Genomic DNA, 23,359 nt, shown 5'->3' on the forward strand with positions numbered 1-23,359 from the left:
CAACGTGCCTTCGAGGAATTTCGTACTCAGGGGCGCCGCACCGCAGGACGCGGCAGTGCGGGTGCTGATCATTCCGCATGCCGGTGCCGGGGCGTCGAGCGGTCTGGCCTTCGCGGAGCACGCTCCGGCCGAGTGGCTGGTGGCGACGGCCCGGCTGCCGGGGAGGGAGTCGCGCATCCGGGAGGGCGTCCCGGAGCTGCCCGGCCTGGTGGCGGACATCGTGGCGACGGTCCGTTCGCTGCCCGGTACGGCCCCGCTGATCGTCGTCGGAGTGTGTTCCGGCGCGGTCGTCGGCCTGGAGGCGGTGCGCGAACTTCAGCGTGACGGCAGCGGCCATGTGGTGGGCCTCGTGGTCGTCTCGCAGTGGGCAGTCACCGAGAAGCCCGATCCCGGGCGCCGTCTGCTGCGCGACACGGACGACACGGATCAAGTGCTGGACATTCTCCAGGAGTTCGGCGGCGTCCCGGAATCCGTCTCGGCCAACGAGGAGATGCTCAAGCTCGTTCTGCCGGGAATCGTGGCGGACATCCGTGCCGTCGAGGACTACTCGTCGGATCCGGACCCGCTCCTCACCTGCCCGCTCCTCACCGTGTTCGGGGACGAGGACCACCTGTGTCCCGAGGAACGGACCGCCGGCTGGTCCCTGTTCAGCGAGAACACCCGCACCGCCTGGGTGCCCGGCGGTCACATGCTGCTGACGGAGAACCCCGCCGTGGTGGTGGACGCCCTTGCCGGCAATCTCGACCAGTTCGCGTGAGGACTACTTGGATGACGACTGCGCCATTGGATTCCCACCACCGGATCGACGCCCTCCTGCTGGAGCGGTGGGACCGTGACCCGGCTCTCCCCGCGCTCGTGTCCGGCGACACCGTGCTCACCATGGGCGAGTTGAAGGAACGGGTCCTGCGTGCCGCGGCCGCGCTGCGCGCGCGGGGTGTGGGGCCCGGGGACCGCGTCGTCGTCTACCACGAGCGGTCCGTCGACTTCGTGGTGGCCATGCTGGGCGTGGTGTTCGCGGGCGCCGCCCATGCGGCGATCGACGTGAACGACCCACTGCGGCGCACGCTCCGTACGATCGACGACTGCGCACCCCGGGCCCTGATGACCAGCCCCGCGCTGCGCTCGCGGTTCAGTGGGATGCCGGGCTTCGTGGTGGTCACGGACGAGGAGTACGCCGTACGACGGCCGACGCCCCCTGCGCCGCCGGTGACCGCGTCGGGCGAGGACCCCGCGGTCGTCATCTACACCTCCGGTTCCACCGGCCGCCCCAAGGCCTCGCTGATCAGTCATCGCGCGCTCGTCTCACGGCTGATGGCCCTGCAGTCCACGCACCGCATGGACGAGCACGACCGGATGATCCACCACACGGTGTGCAGCTTCGACATGTATCTCTGCGAGCTGTACTGGCCGTTGCTGGCGGGGGCCGCCGTCGTCATCGCGGCACCGGGCCGCCAACGCGACGCCGACTATCTCGCCGCGCTGATCCGGGACCACCGGATCACGACGTTCTACTGCGTCGTGTCCCTGCTCGAACTCTTTCTGCTGACACGTGACCCGGCGGAACGGTACGACGGCATCCGGCAGGTGCTCACCGGCGGGGAGTCGCTCAGCCCCGAGCTGGTCAAGCGCTTCCACGCACGTTCCACCGCCTCGCTCACCAATCTGTACGGCCCCAGCGAGTGCACCATCTACTGCACCGCCTGGGTGTGCCCGCGCGATCCCGACCTGGACACCGTGCTGATCGGATCCGCCATCCAGGACACCGAGTTGTGGATCCTCGACGAGGCGGGCGCTCCGGTCGCCTATGGGGAACCGGGCGAGCTCCACATCGGCGGCGCCGGCCTCGCGCTGGGCTATCTGCACCGGCCCGAACTCACGGCGGAACGCTTCATCACCTCCCCGGCGTTGAGCCCGGACAGCCGGCTCTACCGGTCCGGTGACCTGGTCAGAGCCCGTCCCGACGGCGCTCTCGAGTTCCTGGGCCGCGTGGACCGCCAGGTGAAGATCCGGGGCATCCGTATCGAGCTCGGGGAGATCGAGGCAACCGCGGTGCGCTGCGCGGGAGTTCGGCAGGCGGCGGTCGTCGCCCACGGCTCGGGGTACGAGAAGCGGCTGGCCGCGTATGTGGTGGCCGAGGAGGGCGCGGAGTCACTGGGGCTGCCCTCGGCCGTACGTCAAACCTTGCGCACCTGGCTTCCGCCCTACATGGTGCCGACGGCCATCGAGGCGGTCGACAGCCTGCCCCTGACGGCCAACGGCAAGCTGGACCGGCTGCTCCTCGAGGACTGGACGGCGCAGCGGGCGGCCGTTCCCGTGCCTGCGACCGGTCCCGTGCCTGCGGCCGTTCCCATGCCTGCGGCGGTGGCGCACGGCACGGTCGGGGCGGCCGCCGGTGCGGACGTCTCCACGGTCACGGTGGTAGCCGGTGCGTCCGTGGAGACCGTCGTGGCCGAGGTGTGGTGCGAGGCGCTCGGGACCCCCGGCATCGGCCCCGACGACGACTTCTTCGACCTGGGCGGCGACTCGTTCAAGGTGGTCCAGGTGGTCGAGAGTCTGCGCCACCGGCTGGGGGCGGACATTCCGCTGGCGGCGCTGCTGCACGAGCCGACGGTGGCCGGTTTCGCCGCGGAACTGCGGCGCCTCATGGACATGGATACGGACATGGCCACCCATACGGATACGGATCAGGAGCCCGCGAGTTGAACCCTTTGGGAAGCACCCCCGGCCCCCGCCCCGGGCGTCCCGGCCTCATCCGTTCCTTCGCCGATCTCACCTCCGAGCGGTTCGACCGGGGGCGTCCCGTGGTCACGCTCTTCAGCGGTGGCCTGGACAGCAGCTATCTCCTCCACCGGCTGGCGAAGGCCGGCTTCACCGACATCCACGCGGTGAGCGTCGACCTGGGCGCCGGTGAGGACCCGGACGATCTGCGGCTCGTGACCGATCGGCTCTCCGTACGTCTTCATGTCGTCGACGGGCGGGAGTTGTTCGCGGACGAGTACGTCCGCCCGGCGATCGCCGCGCAGGCCGTCTATCTGGACACGCATCCGGTCAGCTCGTCACTCAGCAGGCCCCTCATCGCGAAGCTGGCCATGGACATCGCGGTCGGCCTGGGCGCCTGGGGAGTGCTGCACACGGCCAACCGCTCGCAGAACACCCTGCGCAGACTCAACGGGGCACTGGGACTGCTCGGTTATCAGGGCCACTACGGAAGCCCGTACGACCTCGACCCGGTGGACCGTGACCAGAAGGCCAGGGAGCTCGAGGAGATCGGGCTCTTCCACATGAGCAAACGGGTCGCCAGCATCGACGCGAACCTGTGGTGCCGGGAGTTCGAGTCCGGTGTGCTGGACGATCCCGAGGAGCACACCGTTCCGGAGCACCTGTACCGCTGGAGCGTGCGGGAGGACGGGATCCCGGACGAGACGGTCGAGATCGGTTTCGCCGAGGGTGTGCCCGTCTCCGTCGACGGCACGCGCCTCCCGCTGCATCTGCTGGTCACCGCGCTCAACCGCCGGGCCGGCGCCCATGGAATCGGCCGCTACAGCGGGCTCGAACATCTCCCCGGCGGTCAGAAGGTGCTCGAACTCCGCGAGATGCCTGCCGCCGCACTGCTCCTGAAGACCTACCGCCACCTGGAGACGGCGACGCTGGACGCGGAGACCATCCGGGAGAAGATGCACATCGAACAGATCTGGGTGCGCGAGGCGCTCGAAGGGCGCTGGTTCGGGGAACTGCGGCAGGCGAGCCAGTCGTTCGTGGACTCCTGTGCCGCCCGGGTGACGGGAACCGTACGTTGGCGCCTGCGGCCGGGCTCGGCGGAGACGCAGTCCATCGTCGCCGCCTCTCCGCGCTATGTGCGCAGCCGCGAGGACTGGGAAAGGGAGTCGATCCGCGCCGACGGTTCGTACGGTCTGTAGGCCTCGGCGCCCCTAGGTCTCGGCGCTCCTAGGCCAGGTCTCGGCGCCCGCCCGGCGTTGTCAGTGGTCGCCACTATGTTCATTCGTGCCCCGCCGTTGTGACGGGGAAGTCCCCACGGGTGCATAGGAGATGGTGCGTTGTCAGCTTGGGAGAGGTCGAGCACGGCACGGGTGACCGCACCCGCACGACCGCGCAAGCTCGCCAAGGTCCCGTTCGTCGAACTGGCCGACGGACGCTTGCAGGGCGTGGTGTCCAGCGGCTCGGACATCGAGCGGGTCTACGTCTCGTCGGTCGCCGCCGGTGACTACGCGTTCGCCTGCAGCACCAACAACAACCGGCCCTGCGGCGGCGCGCGGGGCGGGTTCTGCAACCACATCCGGGCGCTGATCACCGAGGCGGTGCTCCAGTACGGCGCCGAGCGCGTCGCCCGCTATCTGAGGGTCGAGACCGTGAGCGGGGAGCCGAGCGCGCTGACGATAGCCGCCGACATGAGCAGCGCCCGTCCGCCGCAGGGAGACACCAAGGCAGCGGCTCCCGTCTTCAGCCGGTTCCTGCGCCACCTGGCCTACCTGGAACTCGCCCCGACCACCGCGCCGTTGCCGGAGATGCAGTGGTTCCCGCCGACCAGGGTGACGACGGTGGGTACGCCCCCGCGCGAGCTCGGTCCGACCGCGGGCGAGCACGTCGACCCGTCCTCCGAAACCGGAGACGGGCCGGACGGGCTCGACGAAGCGCTGACGGCCGTGGACGCCTTCGACCGGGCTCTCGTCGCCGGGCTGCTCCGCCCCCAGCCCGCCCAGGTGGCCGGACTGACGGAGCTGGCCCACTCGGTCGCGGGCACACCGCTCGCTTCCCGGGTCTCCGAAGCGGCCGAGAAGGCGGCGTCCGGAGTCGCGAGCGAGGACCACTTCGTCGCCCTCGCCGCCGCCCGCACCGCACTCCTCGGCTCCGTCCACGACTCCCTCGCGAGCCGTCTCGACGAGGTGACCGGGCGTACCCGCGGCGAGGTGACACCCCCGGCGCCCGCCGAACGGCAGGCCGCGAACCTGCTCGCCGCCGCCCGCTCCTGGCTGTCCGATCTCGCACGCACAGGCTGGCAGGGCATCGACCACGAGGTGGTCTCGGGGGCGGCGCAGGTCGTCTCCGCGATGCTGCCCGACCCGGCCCTGCGCCGCCTGGCGACCCTTCTCGACGGGTTCTCCGCCGAACTCGCCGCGTCCTGCCCCGGCGCGACCCTGGAAAGGATCCCGGCCCGCCGCTGGGGCGACCTCTGGTCGCGGGCGATGCTCCTGACCCTGCCCGGCGCCGCCGCCGCGCCCCCGACCGGCACCGCCACCGGCCGCCTGCTGCCCCTCGGCGTCGACCTCCAGGAACACGCGACCTCCGCGCAGGCCCAGGTCCACGCGGTGTTCGAGCCCGCCGACGGCACCGCGCCCCGCCTGGTGCGCGCCTGCGTCTCGGTGCCGAAACCGGACACCGTCGTCGGAGCCGGTGTCTGGCAGCTGCTCCGACCTCACATGTCACTGCTGGCGGCCGTCAGTGAAGGCCGCTCGATGGGCCTCACCGGTATGCCGGTCACCGCCGAGGGCGACCTGGTCTGGAGCGACGAGCACGCCCGCCCGGGTGAGCCCGCCGACGCCTTCGTCACCGCCCGCGTCGCCCTGCCGACCGCCACCGACACGGCGACGGCACCGCTGGACCGGCACCCGGCGCGCATCGCCCTGCCGGTGTTCCTGGAGGGCTACAGCATCGACAAGGACAAGGGTGCACACGGCGGCAGCATCCTCACCTTCACCGTCGCCGGACAACCCCTCGCCGTCGACACCGACCGCATCCCGGCCGCCGGACCACTGACGCCGGAAGCCGTCGCGGGGTCGAGCGCCTGTATCGGCCTGCTCCGCTGGGACGCCGGGAGGTATCGCGTCCAGCCGCTCGCCGTCGAGACGACCGTGCGGAAGAAGGCCCTCGCGATCCACGCCGGGGCGTGGGCCGGAGGCACGACCGACAAGGCCGCCGTCAAGGCCGAGAAGGCCGCCACCGATGCCGTCACGGTGTTGCGCGAGCGCGCGGGAAGGCTGCTGCGGAAATGACCGAGCAGACGACCGAACACACACCCCGGGCGGACTCCGAGGAGAACCGCCGGCAGATCCAGTACTGGCGGCTCCTCGCCCGCCTCTTCGACCACGAGGAGCAGCCCGCCCTGGAATCGGGGAGCCTCGCCGTCGTCGAGGACCTAGGTCTGCCGCCCGCGTTGCTGGACCCGGGGGCCTCCATCGACTCGATCGTGCAGCGCCATCCGGAGCTGGCCGCCGAGTTCGACGGTCTGATGGCGCCAGAGCCCGACGGCGTCGACGCCGGTGCCCGCGACCGGGCCGCCGAAGTACGGCGCGCGGCACTGGTGTCGAAGGTGCTGCTCAACGTCTTCGCCTCCGGTTCCGGCACGGTCACCGCCGGGCAGCTGGCCCGCTGGCAGTCCGACGCGGGATGGCTGGAGCGCGCGCTCGGCTGCCGGCCAGGCGAGCTGCGCGGCGGCCGCGCGGGCGGAGGCGCCGGAGCGGGCAGCATGCTGATCCCGGGTTTCGGCCCCGAACTTGGCGCCATCGAGGCCGATCTCGTCAAGCGGATGCACCTGCGCGAGGTGCTGGCCGACCCCAAGCTCGCCGCGCAGCTGACCCCGAGCATGTCGCTGATCGAGCAGCTGCTGCGGGACAAGAGCAACCTCTCCGGCGTCGCCCTGGCCAACGCCAAGTCCTTGATCCGCCGTTTCGTCGACGACGTCGCCGAAGTGCTCCGCACCCAGGTGGAGAAGGCCACGGCGGGCGACCTGGACCGCTCCGTCCCGCCCAAGCGGGTGTTCCGCAATCTCGACCTCGACCGCACGATCTGGAAGAACCTCACCAACTGGAGCCCGGAGGAGGAGCGGTTGTACGTCGACCGGCTCTACTACCGGCACACCGCCCGCAAGACGATGCCCCAGCGGCTGATCGTCGTCGTGGACCAGTCGGGTTCGATGGTCGACTCGATGGTGAACTGCACGATCCTGGCGTCGATCTTCGCCGGGCTGCCGAAGGTCGACGTCCACCTGATCGCGTACGACACACAGGCGCTCGACCTCACGCCCTGGGTGCACGACCCCTTCGAGACCCTGCTGCGCACCAAACTCGGCGGCGGCAACGACGGGCCCGTCGCGATGGCCATGGCCCGACCGAAGATCACGGAGCCGCGGAACACCGTGATGGTGTGGATCTCGGACTTCTACGAATTCGACCGCTCCCAGCCACTGTTCGAGGGCATCGAGGCGGTTCACCGCTCCGGGGTGAAGTTCATCCCGGTCGGATCGGTGACCAGCTCGGGCCGCCAGGAGGTCAACCCCTGGTTCCGTGAGCGCTTCAAGACCCTCGGCACGCCGGTGCTCTCCGGACACATCCGCAAGCTCGTCCACGAGCTCAAGACGTTTCTCGCCTAGCACTTCACACGCCTCAGACGCGTCACGCCCATGACTTTTCACGCCCAGAAAGGCCCTTGCATGTCCGAGCTGTTGCGCGCCCCCGCCGAGATCAAGTACGCCGAGGAGCTGGACTGGCTGGAGTCCGTCGACGACAACCCCAAGCCCTTCTCCTGGCGGCTGTCGCCGAAGATGATCCGGCTGTTCATCCTGGGTTCCGAGCGCTCCGACGGCCTGGACCGGGAGGTCGCGCAGAAGTGGTTCGGCGACCGCAGTCTCGTCGAGCGCTCCATCGTCACACTGGCCTCCGACCGCGGTCTGCTGCTCATCGGCGACCCCGGCACCGGCAAGAGCTGGCTGGCCGAGCTGCTGGCCGCCGCGATCAGCCGTAACTCCACGCTGGTCGTGCAGGGGACGGCCGGTACGACCGAGGACCACATCAAGTACTCCTGGAACGTGTCCATGGTGATCGCCAAGGGCCAGTCGCGGGAGTCGATGATCCCCTCGCCGATCATGACCGCGATGGAGACCGGCGCGATCGGCCGTTTCGAGGAACTCACCCGCTCCACCAGCGACGTCCAGGACGCGCTGATCTCGATCCTGTCCGAGAAGTACGTCTCGGTTCCCGAACTCGACAGCGACAGCATCGTCTTCGCCAAGCCCGGTTTCTCGATCATCGCCACCGCCAACAGCCGCGACCGGGGCGTCAACGACCTGTCGTCGGCGCTCAAGCGCCGCTTCAACTTCGTCCGCATCCCGGTGGTGACGAACAAGAAGAGCGAGGCGGAGATCGTCCGCTTCCGCACCGAGGAACTGCTGCGCCGCCACCAGATCGAGCTGGAGGTGCCGCCGACGCTGCTCGACGTGCTGCTGCAGAGCTTCGCCGACCTGCGCGCCTCGGCGTCCGCGGCCGGCAGTGACGACGAGAAGCTGGAGTCGGCGCTGTCCACCGCCGAGCAGATCGGGGTGCTCGAGGACGCGATCCTGCACGGCAACTTCTTCGGCGAACGCGCCCTGACCGCCCGTGCGCTGGCCTCCTCGCTCGTCGGGTCGCTGGCCCGGCGCGAACCCGAGGACCTGGCCATCCTCAACAAGTACCTGCACGGTGTCGTCGAGCCGCGCAGCAAGGAAGAGGGCGGCTCCTGGCCGGAATTCCTGGAGGGCGGCCGCGACGCGATCGCCACCCTGTCATGAGCGAGGGAACTTTCACCGCACTGCGCACCCAACTGCAGGAAGCGGCAACGGAGTTCGCCGACGGGCCGGGCGCTCTGGAGGGCATCCTCCTCGGCATCGTCGAGGACGTCGACCGCGCGGTGCGCGAGCCGCTGGAGATCTTCCCCGTCTGCCACCACTCGCCCGCCTCGGCGCTCGCGATGGCCCGCCGCCTGCGCGAGAAGCAGCCGAAGGTCGTCTACCTGGAGCTGTGCGAGGACATGGCGCCGCTGCTGACCGAACTGCGCAACTGCAGGCTCCCGGTGGCGGTCCAGGCCTTCGCGACCGAGGTCGACGGCTTCCCTGCCGAGTGGTCCCCGCTGTCGGTGGTCGCCCCGATCACCGAGGCCTCCGCCGAGTACCAGGCGATCGCCTACGCCCTGGACACCCCGGGCGTCGAACTGGTCCTCGTCGACCGTTCCTCGGACCACGTCTACCAGTGGGACGCGCGCGGTACGGAGGACGCCGGGCCGGCCGATCCGGACGCACCGCCCGCCGAGGAGGAGGCCGCGCTGCACGGTGACGCGGTCGGCGTGGAGATCGGCGACCTGCGGCCGCGCTTCGCCGAACTGGAGGAGCACCTGCTGCGGCACGGCAGGGTGCGGCACTGGTCGGAGTGGTGGCACCAGTACGTCGAACTGCCGCTCGGCGACAGCGACCACGACACCTACCGCCAGGTCATGCTGCTGATCGGCAGCCTCTTCCGGCGTCTCGCACCCGGCGACCCGCACCGGGTGCGCGTGGACGAGGACCGCGAGCGGTACATGTGGACCAGGATGCGCGAGCACCTCGCCGCGACCGGCACCGATGCCGCGGACTGTCTCTACGTGTGCGGTGCCTTCCACGCGGCCAGCCGCGTCGCGGAGTTCGGTGTTGACGGCACGGACACCTTCGAGATCGGTCCCCGCAGTGCCACCAAGTGGCAGCACGGTCTGATTCCGTCCAGCCACGCGGCGATCGAGGCGCAGTTCGGCCTCGCCGCCGGCTCGGTGTCGATCGCTGCGACGCAATGGGCGAAGAACGTCGGGCGCACGCGCGTGGAGCCGTACCGCCTGACGGGACAGGCGGGCGTGAAGAAGACGCGCGCCAGGAAGACCGCCGCCGCGGTCCCCGTACCGTCGGCCGTCCCGCCCTCGGACAGGCTGACCGGCTTCCTGCGCCAACAGCCCGTCCTGGACCCGCTGGACGAGGCGGAACTGCTCGGCTGGTCGGTCGACATCGTGCGTGCCGCGCGCCGGGCCGGCTATCTGGCCTCCACGGCCGACGCCATCGCGGTGTTCGAGACGTCGATCCTGCTGGCCGGGATGCGCGACCGGGCCAAGCCGACGCCGTACGACTTCCAGGACGCGGCCGTCACCTGCATCGAGAAGGACTCCGTGCCGGGCCGGCGCGATGTGCGCCGCCTCGTGGAGATCATGATGGGCGGCGACCGGGTCGGCCAGGTCGGTTACGACGCGCTGCCGCCGCTGGCCCGCGATGTGCACGACCGGCTCGCGCCGCTGAACCTGCGGCTCCAACAGCGAGGTGTGCAGCGGGCGTTGCTGGACATGGCCGGCCAGCCGGAGCTGGGGCCCTGCTCCGACGTGCTGTGGATGCTGAAGTACCTGATGCCTCACGGCACCGCGCGGCCGATCATGGGCGAGCGGAGGCTCGGCGAACGGCCGATCCAGGAGTCGTGGGACCTGGCGCTCGGCACCCATCAGCGTGCGCTCATCGAGCTCGGCTACGAGGGCGTCAGCATCGAGCAGGTCCTCGAACAGCGCCTGCGCCGGGCGGCGTACGGCCCGCAGGCCACCGCGGCGACCGTTCTGGCGGCCGTCGAGGACGCGACGCTGTACCTGCGCGGCCGCCGTCTCCCCGACGAGCTGGGCACCCGTGCCCTGGAAGTGCTGTCGGCCGAACGCGGCGTGGACGGCGCGCCGGAGGTGCTGCGCCGGGTGCGGCGGCTGCTTGCGTACTACCGCACCAGTGAGCCGGTGCTGCCGCCGTGGATCGAGTCCTTCGTGAAGGCCGGATACGCGCACTACTGCACCCTGCTGCCAACCGCGTTCACCGACGAGGACGCCACCGTCCGCCAGGTGGCGGCGATGCTGGGCTTCCTGTTCAGCATGGAGGGTCTGGCGCTGTCGCTGGGCTGCGACCGGACCCAACTGGAGCTGGCCGTAGCCCAGTCGCATCCGCAGGACCCGTCGAGGACCGCGCTGCTGTGGGCGGCCCGGACGCAGCTCGGACACCTCTCCCGCGCGGACCTGCGGGCGAGGTGCGACGAACTCCTCGCCAACCCCTTGGTCGTACCCGCCTATCCGCGCTATCTGAGCGGCTTCGTCCACGCCCTGGAGCCCGTCCCGAGCCTCACCGACTTCGTCGTGGAAGCGGTGTCGAACGCCTTCGGGCGGCTGCCGGACCCGGTGCTCCTGCCCTGGCTGCCCACCCTGATCACCACCCTGCGATCGAGCGGCACCGAGCTGGCTCCCCTGCTGATCCGCGAGGCCGGACGGACCTTCCCCGGCCGGCTCGCGGCGCTCGACGAATGGGTCCCGCCCTGGCGGACCCGGCCACAACCGCAAGCCGCCCACCCGGCACGGCACCCGGACGGCAACCGCCCTACCGCACTCCTCGCCGCCCACCCCGCGACATGCGACGCGGTGGCGGGCCTGCTGGGCTGCGACGGGGCATGGGAGCCGGCGGATCCCGGCCCGCGGGGAGCAGCACTGGCCGGCCGTCATCCGGAGACGGGGGTGGCTCTGGAGGTGCTGCTGTCGGACGCGTGACCGCGGCGGGGCCTGAGGCGTCGCCCCAGGCCCCGCAGGGATCAACCGACCGGCATCAACCGCCGGGTCTCGGCCGACCGTCATCAACCCACCGGCTGCACGATCACGTCATCCACGTATGACAACCCCGGCGACGTCGCCCGAACCCGCAGCATCGTCGCCGTCGACGGTGCGGACAGCTCCACGCGGTGCCACTCCCCCGCCGTGGTGTCGGACTGCGAGGCGGTGGCGACGACCGTGCCCGAGGAGTTGAGGACCTCGACGGCGACGGGCGTGGACGGGGAGTCGGAGCGTACGAGGGCGGAGACGCGGCGTGTGGTGGTGCCGCCGATGGTGCGGGTCAGGGTCGAAGTACCTGTCAGGCGGGCCGAGTTGCCCAGATCTCCCGAGGGGTCCGTGACCACGGATGCGGTACCCGTTGTGGTCCAGGTCGACGACAGCGTGTCGAAGAGGTCGGTCACCAGGGGGGTCGTCGTACCGCTGCCGCCGTACGCCCCGATGTTCGGGGCGGTTGTCGAGGAGACCGCGTTGCCGTAGTAGTCCAGTCCCCCGTTGCCGGCGACCACCGCGCCGGTGCCGAGTGTTCCGTACCCCGTGATGAGACGGTAGCCGTGCGGATCGCGGAGGCCGGGGGCGACGAGACCCGGTGCGGTGGTGACCGTGTTGGTCGCCGCCGCCGGTGCCGTCAGGCCGTGGAAGGCGTTGTGGTCGAAGGTGACGTTGGCGTCGGAGTAGTTCCAACTCACCGATCCCGAGCCGGACTTGCGGACGATGTTGTTGGTGAAGGCCAGGTCGAGCGGGTCCGAGGTGGACTCGGTGAGGAAGACCGGGCTGAGGCCGGTGCCCACGGAGATCGTGTTGTTGTAGATGTCGCCGTTGTCGATCTCGCCGGAGCACACCTGGAAGGTGCGGGTGCGGTCGTTGACCGAGATGTTGTAGCGGATCGTGAAGTCGGTGACCGGAGTGTCGTACGGGCAGATGAGGAAGAAGCCGCCGTCGTTGTCGTGGGAGAGGTTGTACTGGAAGACCGTGCCGGACGTGGAGTGGTCGACGTCGTAGGACTGGCCGTCCTTGGTCGTGTTGCCCCCGGACACCTCGTTGTACTGGAAGAGGCCGTTGTCGCTGTTGGCGGTCCAGATGCCGATGTTCACGCTGCCCGCGCGCTCGTTGAAGCCGGTGACCTTGTTGTGCTCGATGAGCGCGCCGTCCTGGCCCTTGGCGACGATGCCGTCTCCGCCGATGTCACGCAGGTCGTTGCCGCGGACGACCAGACCGGTCGAGGCCTTCCAGTCGGCGAAGCACAGGGTGTCCTGCCAGAAGGCGGCGAGCTGGTCCCGCTTGCACCAGTTGGACCAGGTGTAGATGCCCTCGCGGTCCACGGAGTGGATCTCGTTGTCGAGAATGCGCGTGTCCGCGAAGGCCGTCGGCGTGGTGGTGCCCTGCGCCTCGATGACGATGCCGCCGGTGGCGTTCGCGTACTTTCCGGTGCCGTGATAGTTCCCGCTGACCGTCGCGGGCAGCACACCGCGTACGTCATGGATGTCGAGCCGTTGCAGCGTGATGCCGCTGACGACGCCCGCGTCCGCCGCGTGGACGTAAACCCCGCGCCGGTACGCCGTGTTGTCGCCGTCCGCCGTCAACTCCAGGTCCTGGACGGTGATGTACGGGGTGTTGTCGAGGAGTACGGCGTTGACCGCGCCGTCCGCGTTGACCGCCGGCTTGTCACCGCTGCCGTAGGCGCCGATGACGACCGGGGCAGAAGCGGTGCCGGTGGCGTCCGGGGCGAGCTGGCCCGAGCAGGCGGTGCCGCGCCGCAGGAGAACCTGGTCACCGGCCGTGAGGGTGAGGGCGTTGACCGAGGTCAGGGAGTTGTACGGGGAAGAGGAGCCGCCGGTGCCGTCGGCGGCGGCGGAGCAGTCCACGTAGTACGTGGTGGGGGCGGCCTGGGCCGGTGAGGCGGCGGTGAGGGCCGCGCCGAGGGCCGTCAGGCAGGTCAGCAGGGCGGTGCTTCCGGAACGCATGGCGGGACTCCGTGAGGGACGGCGGGACGGGGGAAGGGCGCGGCACGGAGACGGCTACATCGCGCGCGGTGCATCACAGGTCTACCTCCGGGGTACGGGCGGACAGGCCGCCGTCGACGGGCAGTACGGCACCGGTGACGAACGAGGCGTCGTCCCCGGCGAGGAACGCGACGGCCCGGGCCACCTCGTGCGGCAGACCGGCCCGGCGCAGCGGATAGGGCCGGACCCGCGCGGCGAACTCTTCGGGGTCATCGGCCAGTTGGGCATTGCGCTCGACCATGACGAGCCCCGGCGCGACCGCGTTGACGCGGATGCCGTGCGGGCCCCATTCGTGCGCGGCGGTCCGGGTGAAGGCGACGAGCCCGGCCTTGGCGGCGGAGTACGCGCCGAACCCGGTGGCCGCGAACTGAGCATGTACGGAAGCCATGTTGACGATGGCACCCGGCCTCTCCTCGGCGATCAGCCGGGCGGCGAAGGCCTTCGAGAGCCGGACGGCCGCGTGCAGGCTGACGTCGAAGGTGAGCCCCCAGCCGGACTCCGTACTGTCGAGGAGGGCCGAACGCTCTTCGGCAAAGGCGCAGTTGACGAGAATCCCGGGAGCGCCGTCGTGAGCACCGGGAGCGCCGTCAGGGTTCCCGGGAACACCACCGAGCACCCCGCAGGCGCCGTCGAGGATGCGCTCGGGCGCGTCGGAGTCGGCGAGGTCGACGACCACCGGCCTGATCCGCTCGGTGGCCGCCTCCCGTACGGACTCCAGGATGTCGACGGCGACGACCATGTGCCCGCGGTCGGCGAGTTCGGTGGCGATGGCGCGCCCGATTCCGCGAGCCGCACCAGTGACAACAGCGACAGTCATCGTTTCAGCAACCCCTTGTTCAGCCCGTCGGCGAGGAGGTTGAAGCCGACGACAAGCCCCACGACGACGGTGATCGGACCGAGTGCGTAGGCCGGATTGTCGGCCAGGAAGGACACGCTGGTCCGCAGCAACGCGCCGAGTGACGGGGTGGGCGGGGTGACTCCGATGCCCACGAAGCTCATCGCGCCCTCGACGAAGACGGCCGTGGACAGCGAGAGCGCCGCCTGCACGACGAGCGGGTCGACGATGTTGGGCAGGATGTCGCCGAGCAGGATCCGGCCCCGTCGGGCGCCCAGGGCCACTGCGGCCAGGACGTATTCCCGGTCCTTCTCCACTCGTACCGCATCGCGGGTGATCCGCCCGAAGAGCGGGATGTTGACGCCCGTCACCGTCCAGAAGACGGCGGCCGTGCCCGGGCCGAGGATCGCGGCGAGCGTGACGCCGAGGATCAGGGCGGTGAAGGCCAGCATGACGTCGAAGGCCCGTTGCAGGACGACGTCGAGTGCCAGGTGCAGGGTGCACAGCAGGCCGAGGCCGATACCGGCCACCGCGCCGAGCGGCACCGCGGTGAAGGCGACGAGCAGGTCGAGCCGGATGCCGTACAGCGTGCGGCTGAACAGATCTCGGCCGAACTCGTCGGTGCCGAGGGGGTGTTCGGCGCTCGGCCCGGCCAGTGCGCCGGTGCCCTGGGTGAGCGGTGAATGCCCGGTCAGCAAGGGCGCGGCCGCCCCGAGCAGCACCAGGAGGACAACGAGGGCGAGACCCCAGCGGGCGGCGGGGGCGCGGAGCGCCCGGGAGCCGACGGCGCGCCGGACCCGTACCGCGACCAGGGTGGTCATACCGATCCCCCGATCCGCGCCCGCGGATCCAGCCCCGCCTGCACCAGGTCAGTGAGTGTCTGCAGCACCACGAACACCGCGACGGCGAACAGCAGCAGATCCTGTACGAGGAGATAGTCGCGGCTGAGTACGGCCTGCAGGAGCAGCTGCCCCACCCCCGGCCAGGCGTACACCGCCTCAACGACGATCGCGCCGCCGAGGAGCTGACCGACCTGGATGCCCAGGACGGTGACGACGGGCGGCAGCGCACCCGGCAGTACGTGCCGGGCCAGCAGCCGCCCCTCCGTCACGCCCTTGGCCCGGCCCGTGCGGACGAAGTCCTCCTGCCGGGACCTGCGCAGCGAGGCCGCGAGGAAGCGGGCGAGGACCGCGCCGGTGGGCAGTGCCAGGCAGAGCGCGGGCAGCAGCAGGTACTGCACGCCGATGACCGGGTCGGCGAGCAGCGACTCGTGCCCCGAGGCCGGCAGCACCCTGAAGGTGACGGCGAGGACGAGGACGAGCAGCACACCGGTGACGTACGGCGGGACGGCGAGTGCGAGGTGCACGGCGCCGCTGAGCAGGCGTGCGCGGCGTGCCGTGCCTAGGACGATGCCCGCCGCGCCGCCGCCCGCGAGCGCCAACAGCAGGGCGGCCGCGGTGAGTTCGAGCGTGTTGCCGAGGCTGTGCCAGATCAGTTCGGTGATCGGCGCGCCGAGGATGAACGACGTGCCGAGGTCGCCGGTGAGGACACCGGTGAGCCAGGTCCAGTACTGGACGGGCAGCGCGGCGTCGAGGCCGAGCGAGGATCGCACCTCGGCGACCGTGGCCGCTGAGGCGTCCGGGCCCGCGAGGACGACGGCCGGATCCCCCGGCGCGAGCCGCAGGACACCGAAGACGAGCACGGACGCCACCAGCAGCACGAGCAGGGCGGACGGCACGCGCCGCAGTGCGTAGCGGAGCATGGCGGGGTCAGCCGATCGAGGTCTGGTCGAGGTCGAGGTAGTCGTACATCGTCCAGTTCAGTCCCTGGACCTTCTTGCTGCGCGTGTACGTGTGGGAGCTCGCGACGAGGTCGGAGACGAACTGCTCTTCCAGCAGCAGGTCGTTGAGCGCGTCGGCGGCCTGCTTCGCCTCGGCTTCCTCGGTCGCCTTCCACAGCTGGTCGGCGAGGGTCCGGTACGCGTCGCTGTCGAAGTTGGAGGCGTTCTTCTCCGCGTTGAAGGGGAAGGCGCCCTTGACGAGGGTCGCCGGGTGCAGCTGGCCGAAGCCGTGGCCGTTGATGAACAGGCCGGGGAGTTCGCCCGCCTGGAGCTGAGCAAGGAAGTCGGCGGCCTGGAGCGGCTCGGCCTTCGCGTCCAGGCCCAACTCGGTGAGGTCGTACTGCACTATCTCGGCGATCTTCGCGTTGGTGGCGAGCCCGGCGTTGTAGACGACCTTGACGCTCTCGCCCTGCGCGCCCGCCGCCTCGATGAGGGCCTTGGCCTTCTTCAGGTCGCGGCTGTAGTGGGCGGCCTTCGTCCTGTCGTACGCCGGTGAACTCGTCGCCCAGGGAAGGGAGGTGACCGTTCCGATGGAGCCGAGGACCTGGCTGAGGATCCGCTCGCGGTCGACGGCCCAGGCGACGGCCTGGCGTACGCGTTTGTCGTCGAGGGGCTTCACCTTGACGTTGGAGGCGACGTAGAAGCCGGAGTCGTGGGCATCGGAGACTGTCACCTCGAAGCGGGCGTCGTTCTTGACCGAGGCCGCGTCCAGCGGGGCGACGTCGACGAGGAGGTGGGTGCCGCCGGAGCGGAGCCCGGAGACCATCGAGGCGGACTGGCTGACGACCGAGACCTCGATGGCATCGAGCAGCGGGGCGCCCTTCTTCCAGTACGCGTCGTTCCGCTTCAGCTCGAAGCCGGTACCCGGTGTGTAGTCGGCGACCTCGAACGGGCCGGTGCCGATGATCTTCGTGCCCTTGAGCAGCTCGTCGATGGACTCCTTGTCGACGATGAGGAGGATCTCGAAGAGGTCGAAGAGGTTGCTGACCGGGTGCGCGAGGTGCAGCGTGATCGTGTGCGCGTCGGTCTCGTCGATCTTCTCGATGGCGAGGGCGACGTGCTTGAGCTGGGACGCGGTGGTGTCCTTCTTCAGGTTCTCGATGGCGAAGGCGACATCGGCGGAGGTGAAGGCGCGGCCGCTGTGGAAGGTGACGCCCTCGCGCAGCTTCAGCGTGATGGACCTGCCGTCCTTCGCCTCGGTCCACGACTCGGCGAGCGACGGCTTCGGCTCGAGCGTCTTGTGGTCGTACTCGGTCAGCGTGTTGAAGACCGTGCGCGCGACGGTGAAGTTCGGGTTGTTCTGGCCGAAGAGGGTGGCGGGCGCGATGTCGGCGGTCTGCGCGATCTTCAGCGTGCCGCCCTTGGCGGCGGCCGTCCCTGACGTCGTGGCGCCCTCGTCGGCGGCGCTGCGGCAGGCGGGGACGGCGAGCAGTGCGCCGCCGGCACCGATGGCGGCGAGCAGTCGGCGCCGGGACATGGCGAGTCTCTCTGGTGTGCGGAGATTGCTGGACGAGGGCATGACGGAACTCCGGTCGGCAGAAGGGGAGATGAAGAGCAAGGGAGATGAGAGGGCAGGCGAGAGCTGCGAAAGCGCGTGGTGAGGTGTCAGCTACAACAGGAGGGGCGCGGTTCGAGGCGCCCGCTCCAGACCCGGGTGACCGCCGGGTGATCGGTGTCGAGTTCGAGGCCGATGCCGGGGGCGTCCGGCAGGGTGAGCCGGCCGTCGCGGACCCGCTCGGCGCCGTGCACGACGTCGGAACGCCAGGCGACCTCGCCGTACGCGAACTCCAGGCGCTCGGCGACCGCCGCGTCGGTGGGCGCGAGCTGCGCCGCGTGCAGGGTGGCGACGGGGCCCGAGGGGTTGTGGAAGGAGATGCGGGCCGTGCCCCGGGTCCGGCGGGTGAGTTCGAGCGCGGCGCGCGGGCCGCCCGCGTGCTTCACGTCGGGCAGCAGTACGTCGAGGAGTCCGCGTACGGCTTCGATGTCGTCGGCCCGGTGCGCGAACTCGCCTCCGGCCAGCGGGAGTCGGGTGCGGGCGCGCAGTTCGGCCAGTTCGGCGGGGCGGGCGATGCCGACGCCGTCCTCCAGCCAGTACAGGGCCAGCTCCTCGAACGGGCCGAGCAGCGGGGTGAGTTCGTCGAGGGTGAGGCGCTCGTGCGCGTCCACCATGACGTCGACGCCGGAGCCGACCGCCTCGCGTACGGCGCGGACGCGCTCCAGGCCGATCTCGGCGAGGGTACGGCGCCCGTCGGTGTCCGGGGTGTCGAACGGGGCGAGTTTGACGGCCGTGAAGCCTTCGCGTACGGCGGCTTCGGCGGTCGCGGCGATGTCGCGCGGGGTGCGGCCGCCCGGGGCGCGGTTGATGTTGGCGTACAACTCGACGGTTCTCGAAGCTTCCTGACCGATGATCAGCTTTCGCAGGGGTACGTCCGCGCGGCGGGCGGCGCGGTCGAGGCGTGCCTGTTCCACGGCACCGCGTACGGTGATCGCGGCGAAGCCGCAGGAATCGCAGGCGCCGTCGAACCGGTCCAGTTCCCTTATCACGGTCTCCAACGACCCGGCGTCCGAGCACTCCCCGTATCCGTGATCGCCGTCCGGCCCGCAGACTCGCAGCACCAGCCACTCCGTCCGCGCGCTCACGGTGATCCGGAACAGCTCCCAGCTCTCCTGCCGCAAGGGGTTCATGACGCGACGCCCTGAGCTGCCGGGCCTTCCCGGCCTTCGGGGCCGAGGAGTGCGATCGGGTCCTGATAGACCCCTTCCAGCAGCGGCATCGCCGAGGCGACGACCAGCGTGCCGGAGCCGAAGGTGCTGGTCACGACGCGTTCGGTGGCGCTCCAGCCGCGGTGCACACGGTCGGTGATCTCCTGGCGCAGGTCGGCCAGGTATTCGTCGGCGGCGACGATGCCGCCCGCGAGGACGACCCGGCTCGGGTTGAGCAGGTCGACGACGGTCGCGACCGCACGGCCGGCGTGGCGGGCGCGGGTGCGCAGCAGTTCCTGGGCGCGGAGGTCGCCGGAGCCGGTGCCGGCCGGGCGTGCGGCGGCGATGAGCCGTTCCAGCGGGAGGTGTTCGTCGGCGGCGGACAGGATGCCCGCGGTGCGGGCCCGCTCCACCAGAGCCGCGTCGCTGGCGACTGCCGAGAGGCAGGCGGCTCCGCAGCAGGGGCACGGGGTGCCCGGTTCGCCGCTCACCGGCAGGTGTTCGATGCCGCCCGCCGCGGCTCCCGGCCCACGGTGCACGGAACGGTCGACGACCACGGCGGCGCCCAGAATGTTGCCGAAGAAGACGTACACGAAGTCGTCCACCTCGCGTCCGGCGCCGAACCACAACTCGGCGCGCGCGGAGGCCCGTACGTTCTGGTCGAGGAGGACGGGCCCGGGCAGCCGCCCGTCAAGCAGTTCAAGGAGCCGTACGTCGCTCCACCCCAGGGCGCTGTGCTCGACGACCGTGCCCGTGTCGCCGTCCACCCAGCCGCCGAGGCTGATGCCGGTCCCGAGGATCCGCCGCCCGCCGAGCCGGTCGGCCAGGAACTCCCGGGCGCCGTCGACGGCCTGCTCCGCGATGCGGCGCGGGTCGAGCCCGCCGTCGGCGGGGGCGTCGTGGTCGAGGACCCGTTGGGCGGCGACGGTCCCGTCGAGGGCGACGAGCCCGAGGGTCGTCCGCAGCAGCCCGATGTGCACGCCCAGCGCGGCGGGGCCACGCGGGTCGACGCCGACCGGCACACGGGGCCGCCCCTGCGCCGTCTCCAGCGGGGCCTCCTCGCGCAGTACCCCCGCCTCGACGAGTACGGCGGTGAGCTTGGTGACGCTGGGCGCCGACAGACCCGTACTGCGTGCGATGTCGGCGCGGGAGAGCGGGCCCCCGGCGAGGACGGCACGCAGAACCGCCGAAGCGTTGCCTCGACGCATGCCCTCGGCTCTCATGGTTCCCCTCACTCCCCACCGGACTTAATTTCAGAAATTAAGTCAAGCGGGACGGGGTGCGCAACGCCTCGGCCGGAAGATCTCGCCCAGTGGACAGAGCAACGGGCGGCAGGGCGACCGGAGCAATCGGGCGAATCCGACGAGGCGCCCGGGTCAGCTCCCGGTCGCGCAGCTTGCGTCGTTCAGCGTGAAGTCGTCCGGGACCGAGTTGGCGCCCTGCCAGGAGCCGAGGAAGCCGACGGTGAAGGTGCCGCCTGCGGCGACGGTCTTGTTGTAGTCGGCGGCGGTGGCGGTGACTCGGGTGGCCTCCTGGGCGAAGGTGCCGTCCCACATCTGGGTGACCCGCTGGCCGTCCTGGAAGGTCCAGGAGACGCGCCAGGTGCCGAGGGCCTTGGTGGTGGTGACGGTGACGGTGGCCTGGAAGCCGTCCGGCCACTGGTTGATGATCTCGTACTTGATCCGGCAGGACGGCGACGCGGTCTTCGTGGGGTCCGCCGCCTTGTGTGTGACGTCGGCGGAGGACGAGGAATTGCCCTGGGGTTCGGTATCGGGGTTCGGGGTCGTCGCCCCCGTGCGGGGGTCCGACTCCGAGGGATCGGGCGACGCCGACGAGCCCGAGGGGCGGGCGGTGGCCGCCGGGAGCACGGTGCCCGGCTCCGCCACGGGCAGGCGGTTCACTGACTCTCCGCCCGCCGAGGTGTCGGTCCCCGCGGTGTCGTCGGAGGGCATCAGCGTGACCCCGAGCGCCAGCGCGGAGACGAGGACGGCCGTGACCAGGAGCCCGGTCCGGCCGATCCGGGGCGCCGCCATCTTGCCCACGGCGAGGCCGGTGTCCACGGCCGCGTCCCTGCGTCCGCCAAGGAGACCGGCGTCCGCCGCCCGGCGGCGCCGCTCCAGATACGCGAGGCCGCCCCAGCCGATCACGCCGCCCGCGAGCGCCGAGGGCAGCCCGCCGCCGTGCAGCCGCAGACAGGCCGCCGCCTCCGCGCAGTCCACGCAGCGGGCGAGATGCCGCGAGAGATCCTCGGGTGTCTCGGCGCCCGGCGAGCGGGTCACCGCATCCAGGAGCCGGGCGTAACTGCGGCAGTTGGCGTCCATCGGGGTGTCGAGGTGGTTGCGATGGCACCGGTCCCTGAACAGCGCCCGTACCTGGGCGAGTTCCTCTGCCGCGGCCGCCGGGTCGAGGCCTAGTCTTCGGGCCACCGCGGGCAGCGGCAGCGCCTCGACCTCGGCCAGCCACAACAGCGCCGCGTCCGGTTCCTGCATGTCACGGAGGCCGCGCAGCGCCAGCGGGCGGTGCAGCGGCGGCCCGGTATAGCGGGCCGCCTTCCCGGAGTTGAGCCACAGCCTGAGGTCGGGGTCGAGCCGGTGGCCCTGCCCGTGTTCCTCCCAGGCGGCGGCGGTGGTGCGAACCGAGGTCAGCAGCAAGGGAATTCGGGGCAGCCGGGGCGTCCTGCGGCCGGTACCCTTCGTTCCTGAACCGAGGGCGCGCGCCTCACGGATGCCGTGGGTGAACGCCTCGGTCGCCAGCTGTGTGGCCGCGGCGGAACCGGACGTGCACAGGTCGGCGTACGACAGGACCACGTCCCAGCACTCCGAGAACAGCGCGGCCTCGGCAGCGTCCTGGGGGGTCGGCAGGTCAGGCATGGGGGGCTCCTGCATCAACTGCGTCCATGTGCCAAGTCATGCAATGCCAACTCACTTGTCCTACAAAGGAGTTGGGGTCCGTCTCAACGACGGGGCCCGAGCCTTTCACGGTTTCCACACAACTGACAAGCCGCGTATTCAAATGAAGCGGTAAGCGGTTGCGCGGCCAGGGTTCCGGCCTTGCGAGCGCCTTGCGGGCATCCACAGTCTTGTACGGAATTGAGGCGCGGAAGTATCAGCGTGACGGCTGGTTCGTGACATGACCGGGCGCAAGCCGCCGGACCGCGGCCGGGGGACGTCCCGGCCGCGGTCCGGCGGCGAGTTGATGACTAGGTGCTTACGCGACTACAGGCCGGCCGGCTCCGTCTCGGGTTCCCGTGCGGGAAGGCTGTCCATGAAGGAGCTGACGGAGAACACCGCACGCCCCGGGCCGGGTTCACCGTATCCGGGCGGCGACTGGAGCCCGAAGTCGTCCATGGTGGCGCGGTAGGCCTCCAGCAGGCGGATGTGGTACTCGAGCGGCGCGCCCTGCGGGTTGGCCTTGCCCAGCGGGGTGGTCGGCTCCGGGCACCAGGTGGTGAAGCGGGGCGTGATGCCGTGCGACATGAAGAAGCGCAGCCCCTCCGTCGTCGACGCGATGGCCTCGTCGACCGTGGTGAAGCCGAAGGGCTCGGCCATCTCCACGCCCGCCACGAAGTTGGGGATGACGTTGCGCGCCCCGAAGACCTCCGCGGAGTCGAGGATGCGCTTGTGCCACTCGTCGCGCCCGACGTAGCGCTCCTTGCCCGGGCAGTACATCTTGAAGAGGTACTCGTCCCACACCTCGTAGTTGGGGTGGTAGATCTGCACGCCGTAGTCCTTGAAGCGCTGTACGTCGTCCTTCGGCAGCGCCTGTGCCACGACCTTGCCGATCCAGCGGCCCGGGAAGTGCTCCTCGATGGCCTTGGCGTACATGCCGTAGAAGTCGGCCTCGTCACGGCCCTGGAGCTTGGAGGTGATCGCGCCGCCGGTCAGCGTGTACGCGGTGGACGCCTTGGCGGTGTCGTACCGGTCGATGATCTCCAGCGCCTCGAGGACCTCGTCCACGTCCTTCACGCCGGTGTACGGACGCCCCGCCGCCTTGTGCTGGCGCCAGTTGTGGTTGATGTCGCAGTACTGGCACTCCTCCTTGGCGCCGAAGTACTGGCAGACGCGGAAGACGGTGAGGTAGATCAGGTAGCCCCACTGGATGGTCGGGGCCACCTCCATCACGGACTTCCCGTTGGAGAGCTTGTGCTTGTAGTACTCGGGCATCGGAGGCACGCCGACGTCGGAGATCCGCTTCCCGTCGAGGTAGAGCCCGAGGACGCCGTGCTCGTCGGCGGCCACGCGGTACGGCGAGGCCGGGTTCACGCGTACGGAGACGACGGTGCGGCGCAGGTCGTACGGGCCACCGGTGAGGATGATCTCCTCGGGCGGGCGCCTGAGTGCGGCCTCGCCCAGCTCGGGCAGGGTGCCGTGGTCGAAGGAGAAGATGAAGTACGACTTCGGCTTGACGTCACCGCCCTCGTTGTCGGAGAGAGCCGACGCGTCGAAGGCGACACCTCCCCGGAGCAGGTCCTCCTTGAAGACGGCTTCCCGCGGCACGTGCGGGAACCGTTCCATCAGATCCTCGACCAGCGCGGTACGGCTGCCGCCCATCCCGATCTCCTCGCTCCCGGCTCAC

General features: G+C 70.6%; 16 protein-coding genes and 1 pseudogene. 8 read left to right on the forward strand and 9 right to left on the reverse strand.

Features of this window, described 5'->3' with window-relative positions:
• The first annotated feature begins 4 nt into the window (after positions 1–4).
• The 8 genes and pseudogenes from OG266_RS09465 to OG266_RS09500 all read left to right on the forward strand — a co-directional run bounded on the left by OG266_RS09465 (position 5) and on the right by OG266_RS09500 (position 11,346).
• On the forward strand, positions 5–757 hold the full coding sequence (locus OG266_RS09465) for a thioesterase II family protein (protein ID WP_371544540.1): 753 nt from the start codon (positions 5–7) through the stop codon (positions 755–757).
• An 11-nt stretch (positions 758–768) separates the two neighbouring features.
• Entirely contained in the window at positions 769–2,703 is a 1,935-nt protein-coding gene (locus tag OG266_RS09470) for an amino acid adenylation domain-containing protein (protein ID WP_371544542.1), read from the forward strand.
• On the forward strand, positions 2,700–3,917 hold the full coding sequence (locus tag OG266_RS09475) for an argininosuccinate synthase-related protein (protein WP_371544544.1): 1,218 nt from the start codon (positions 2,700–2,702) through the stop codon (positions 3,915–3,917). Before OG266_RS09470 ends, OG266_RS09475 begins: the two co-directional genes overlap by 4 nt.
• Before the next feature lie 138 nt (positions 3,918–4,055).
• A pseudogene (locus OG266_RS09480) lies at positions 4,056–4,547 on the forward strand (hypothetical protein); the annotation flags it as partial.
• 105 nt (positions 4,548–4,652) lie between these two features.
• A complete protein-coding gene (locus OG266_RS09485; RefSeq protein WP_371552722.1) occupies positions 4,653–6,008 on the forward strand; it encodes a hypothetical protein in 1,356 nt (451 codons plus the stop codon).
• Positions 6,005–7,384 (forward strand): VWA domain-containing protein, encoded by a 1,380-nt coding sequence (locus tag OG266_RS09490; protein WP_371544547.1) that lies wholly within the window; start codon positions 6,005–6,007, stop codon positions 7,382–7,384. The genes OG266_RS09485 and OG266_RS09490 overlap by 4 nt, the downstream gene beginning before the upstream one ends.
• 60 nt (positions 7,385–7,444) lie before the next feature.
• Positions 7,445–8,557, forward strand: coding sequence for an AAA family ATPase (locus OG266_RS09495; RefSeq protein WP_266473839.1), 1,113 nt, complete (start codon positions 7,445–7,447; stop codon positions 8,555–8,557).
• Complete coding sequence (locus OG266_RS09500; RefSeq protein ID WP_371544550.1) at positions 8,554–11,346, forward strand: hypothetical protein; 2,793 nt, start codon at positions 8,554–8,556, stop codon at positions 11,344–11,346. The genes OG266_RS09495 and OG266_RS09500 overlap by 4 nt, the downstream gene beginning before the upstream one ends.
• Before the next feature lie 83 nt (positions 11,347–11,429).
• On the opposite strand, the gene OG266_RS09505 is transcribed toward OG266_RS09500, so the two are convergent.
• The 9 genes from OG266_RS09505 to OG266_RS09545 all read right to left on the reverse strand — a co-directional run bounded on the left by OG266_RS09505 (position 11,430) and on the right by OG266_RS09545 (position 23,334).
• On the reverse strand, positions 11,430–13,367 hold the full coding sequence (locus OG266_RS09505) for a right-handed parallel beta-helix repeat-containing protein (RefSeq protein ID WP_371544552.1): 1,938 nt from the start codon (positions 13,365–13,367) through the stop codon (positions 11,430–11,432).
• A 73-nt stretch (positions 13,368–13,440) separates the two neighbouring features.
• Entirely contained in the window at positions 13,441–14,223 is a 783-nt protein-coding gene (locus tag OG266_RS09510) for an SDR family NAD(P)-dependent oxidoreductase (RefSeq protein WP_371544554.1), read from the reverse strand.
• A complete protein-coding gene (locus tag OG266_RS09515) occupies positions 14,220–15,062 on the reverse strand; it encodes an ABC transporter permease (RefSeq protein ID WP_371544556.1) in 843 nt (280 codons plus the stop codon). The genes OG266_RS09510 and OG266_RS09515 overlap by 4 nt, the downstream gene beginning before the upstream one ends.
• On the reverse strand, positions 15,059–16,003 hold the full coding sequence (locus OG266_RS09520; RefSeq protein WP_371544559.1) for an ABC transporter permease: 945 nt from the start codon (positions 16,001–16,003) through the stop codon (positions 15,059–15,061). Before OG266_RS09520 ends, OG266_RS09515 begins: the two co-directional genes overlap by 4 nt.
• A gap of 7 nt (positions 16,004–16,010) precedes the next feature.
• The gene (locus OG266_RS09525; protein ID WP_371544561.1) at positions 16,011–17,600 is read right to left on the reverse strand and encodes an ABC transporter substrate-binding protein; all 1,590 of its coding nucleotides are present in this window, start codon (positions 17,598–17,600) and stop codon (positions 16,011–16,013) included.
• Positions 17,601–17,686: 86 nt separating this feature from the next.
• Entirely contained in the window at positions 17,687–18,766 is a 1,080-nt protein-coding gene (locus tag OG266_RS09530) for a mandelate racemase/muconate lactonizing enzyme family protein (protein ID WP_371544563.1), read from the reverse strand.
• On the reverse strand, positions 18,763–19,992 hold the full coding sequence (locus OG266_RS09535; protein ID WP_371544566.1) for an ROK family protein: 1,230 nt from the start codon (positions 19,990–19,992) through the stop codon (positions 18,763–18,765). Before OG266_RS09535 ends, OG266_RS09530 begins: the two co-directional genes overlap by 4 nt.
• Before the next feature lie 168 nt (positions 19,993–20,160).
• A complete protein-coding gene (locus tag OG266_RS09540) occupies positions 20,161–21,654 on the reverse strand; it encodes a cellulose binding domain-containing protein (RefSeq protein WP_371544569.1) in 1,494 nt (497 codons plus the stop codon).
• A gap of 345 nt (positions 21,655–21,999) precedes the next feature.
• The gene (locus OG266_RS09545; protein ID WP_266473854.1) at positions 22,000–23,334 is read right to left on the reverse strand and encodes a radical SAM protein; all 1,335 of its coding nucleotides are present in this window, start codon (positions 23,332–23,334) and stop codon (positions 22,000–22,002) included.
• Positions 23,335–23,359: the final 25 nt, after the last annotated feature.

The sequence above is a fragment of the Streptomyces sp. NBC_00554 genome (genome assembly GCF_041431135.1).
GTDB lineage: Bacteria > Actinomycetota > Actinomycetes > Streptomycetales > Streptomycetaceae > Streptomyces.

Excerpts from the sequence above, each read along its gene's own strand:
- OG266_RS09470 (WP_371544542.1), top strand. The coding sequence starts at position 769 with ATGACGACTGCGCCATTGGATTCCCACCACCGGATCGACGCCCTCCTG.
- OG266_RS09490 (WP_371544547.1), top strand. The coding sequence starts at position 6,005 with ATGACCGAGCAGACGACCGAACACACACCCCGGGCGGACTCCGAGGAG.
- OG266_RS09495 (WP_266473839.1), top strand. The coding sequence starts at position 7,445 with ATGTCCGAGCTGTTGCGCGCCCCCGCCGAGATCAAGTACGCCGAGGAG.
- OG266_RS09500 (WP_371544550.1), top strand. The coding sequence starts at position 8,554 with ATGAGCGAGGGAACTTTCACCGCACTGCGCACCCAACTGCAGGAAGCG.
- OG266_RS09505 (WP_371544552.1), bottom strand. The coding sequence starts at position 13,367 with ATGCGTTCCGGAAGCACCGCCCTGCTGACCTGCCTGACGGCCCTCGGC.
- OG266_RS09510 (WP_371544554.1), bottom strand. The coding sequence starts at position 14,223 with ATGACTGTCGCTGTTGTCACTGGTGCGGCTCGCGGAATCGGGCGCGCC.
- OG266_RS09515 (WP_371544556.1), bottom strand. The coding sequence starts at position 15,062 with ATGACCACCCTGGTCGCGGTACGGGTCCGGCGCGCCGTCGGCTCCCGG.
- OG266_RS09520 (WP_371544559.1), bottom strand. The coding sequence starts at position 16,003 with ATGCTCCGCTACGCACTGCGGCGCGTGCCGTCCGCCCTGCTCGTGCTG.
- OG266_RS09525 (WP_371544561.1), bottom strand. The coding sequence starts at position 17,600 with ATGCCCTCGTCCAGCAATCTCCGCACACCAGAGAGACTCGCCATGTCC.
- OG266_RS09530 (WP_371544563.1), bottom strand. The coding sequence starts at position 18,766 with ATGAACCCCTTGCGGCAGGAGAGCTGGGAGCTGTTCCGGATCACCGTG.
- OG266_RS09535 (WP_371544566.1), bottom strand. The coding sequence starts at position 19,992 with ATGCGTCGAGGCAACGCTTCGGCGGTTCTGCGTGCCGTCCTCGCCGGG.
- OG266_RS09540 (WP_371544569.1), bottom strand. The coding sequence starts at position 21,654 with ATGCCTGACCTGCCGACCCCCCAGGACGCTGCCGAGGCCGCGCTGTTC.
- OG266_RS09545 (WP_266473854.1), bottom strand. The coding sequence starts at position 23,334 with ATGGGCGGCAGCCGTACCGCGCTGGTCGAGGATCTGATGGAACGGTTC.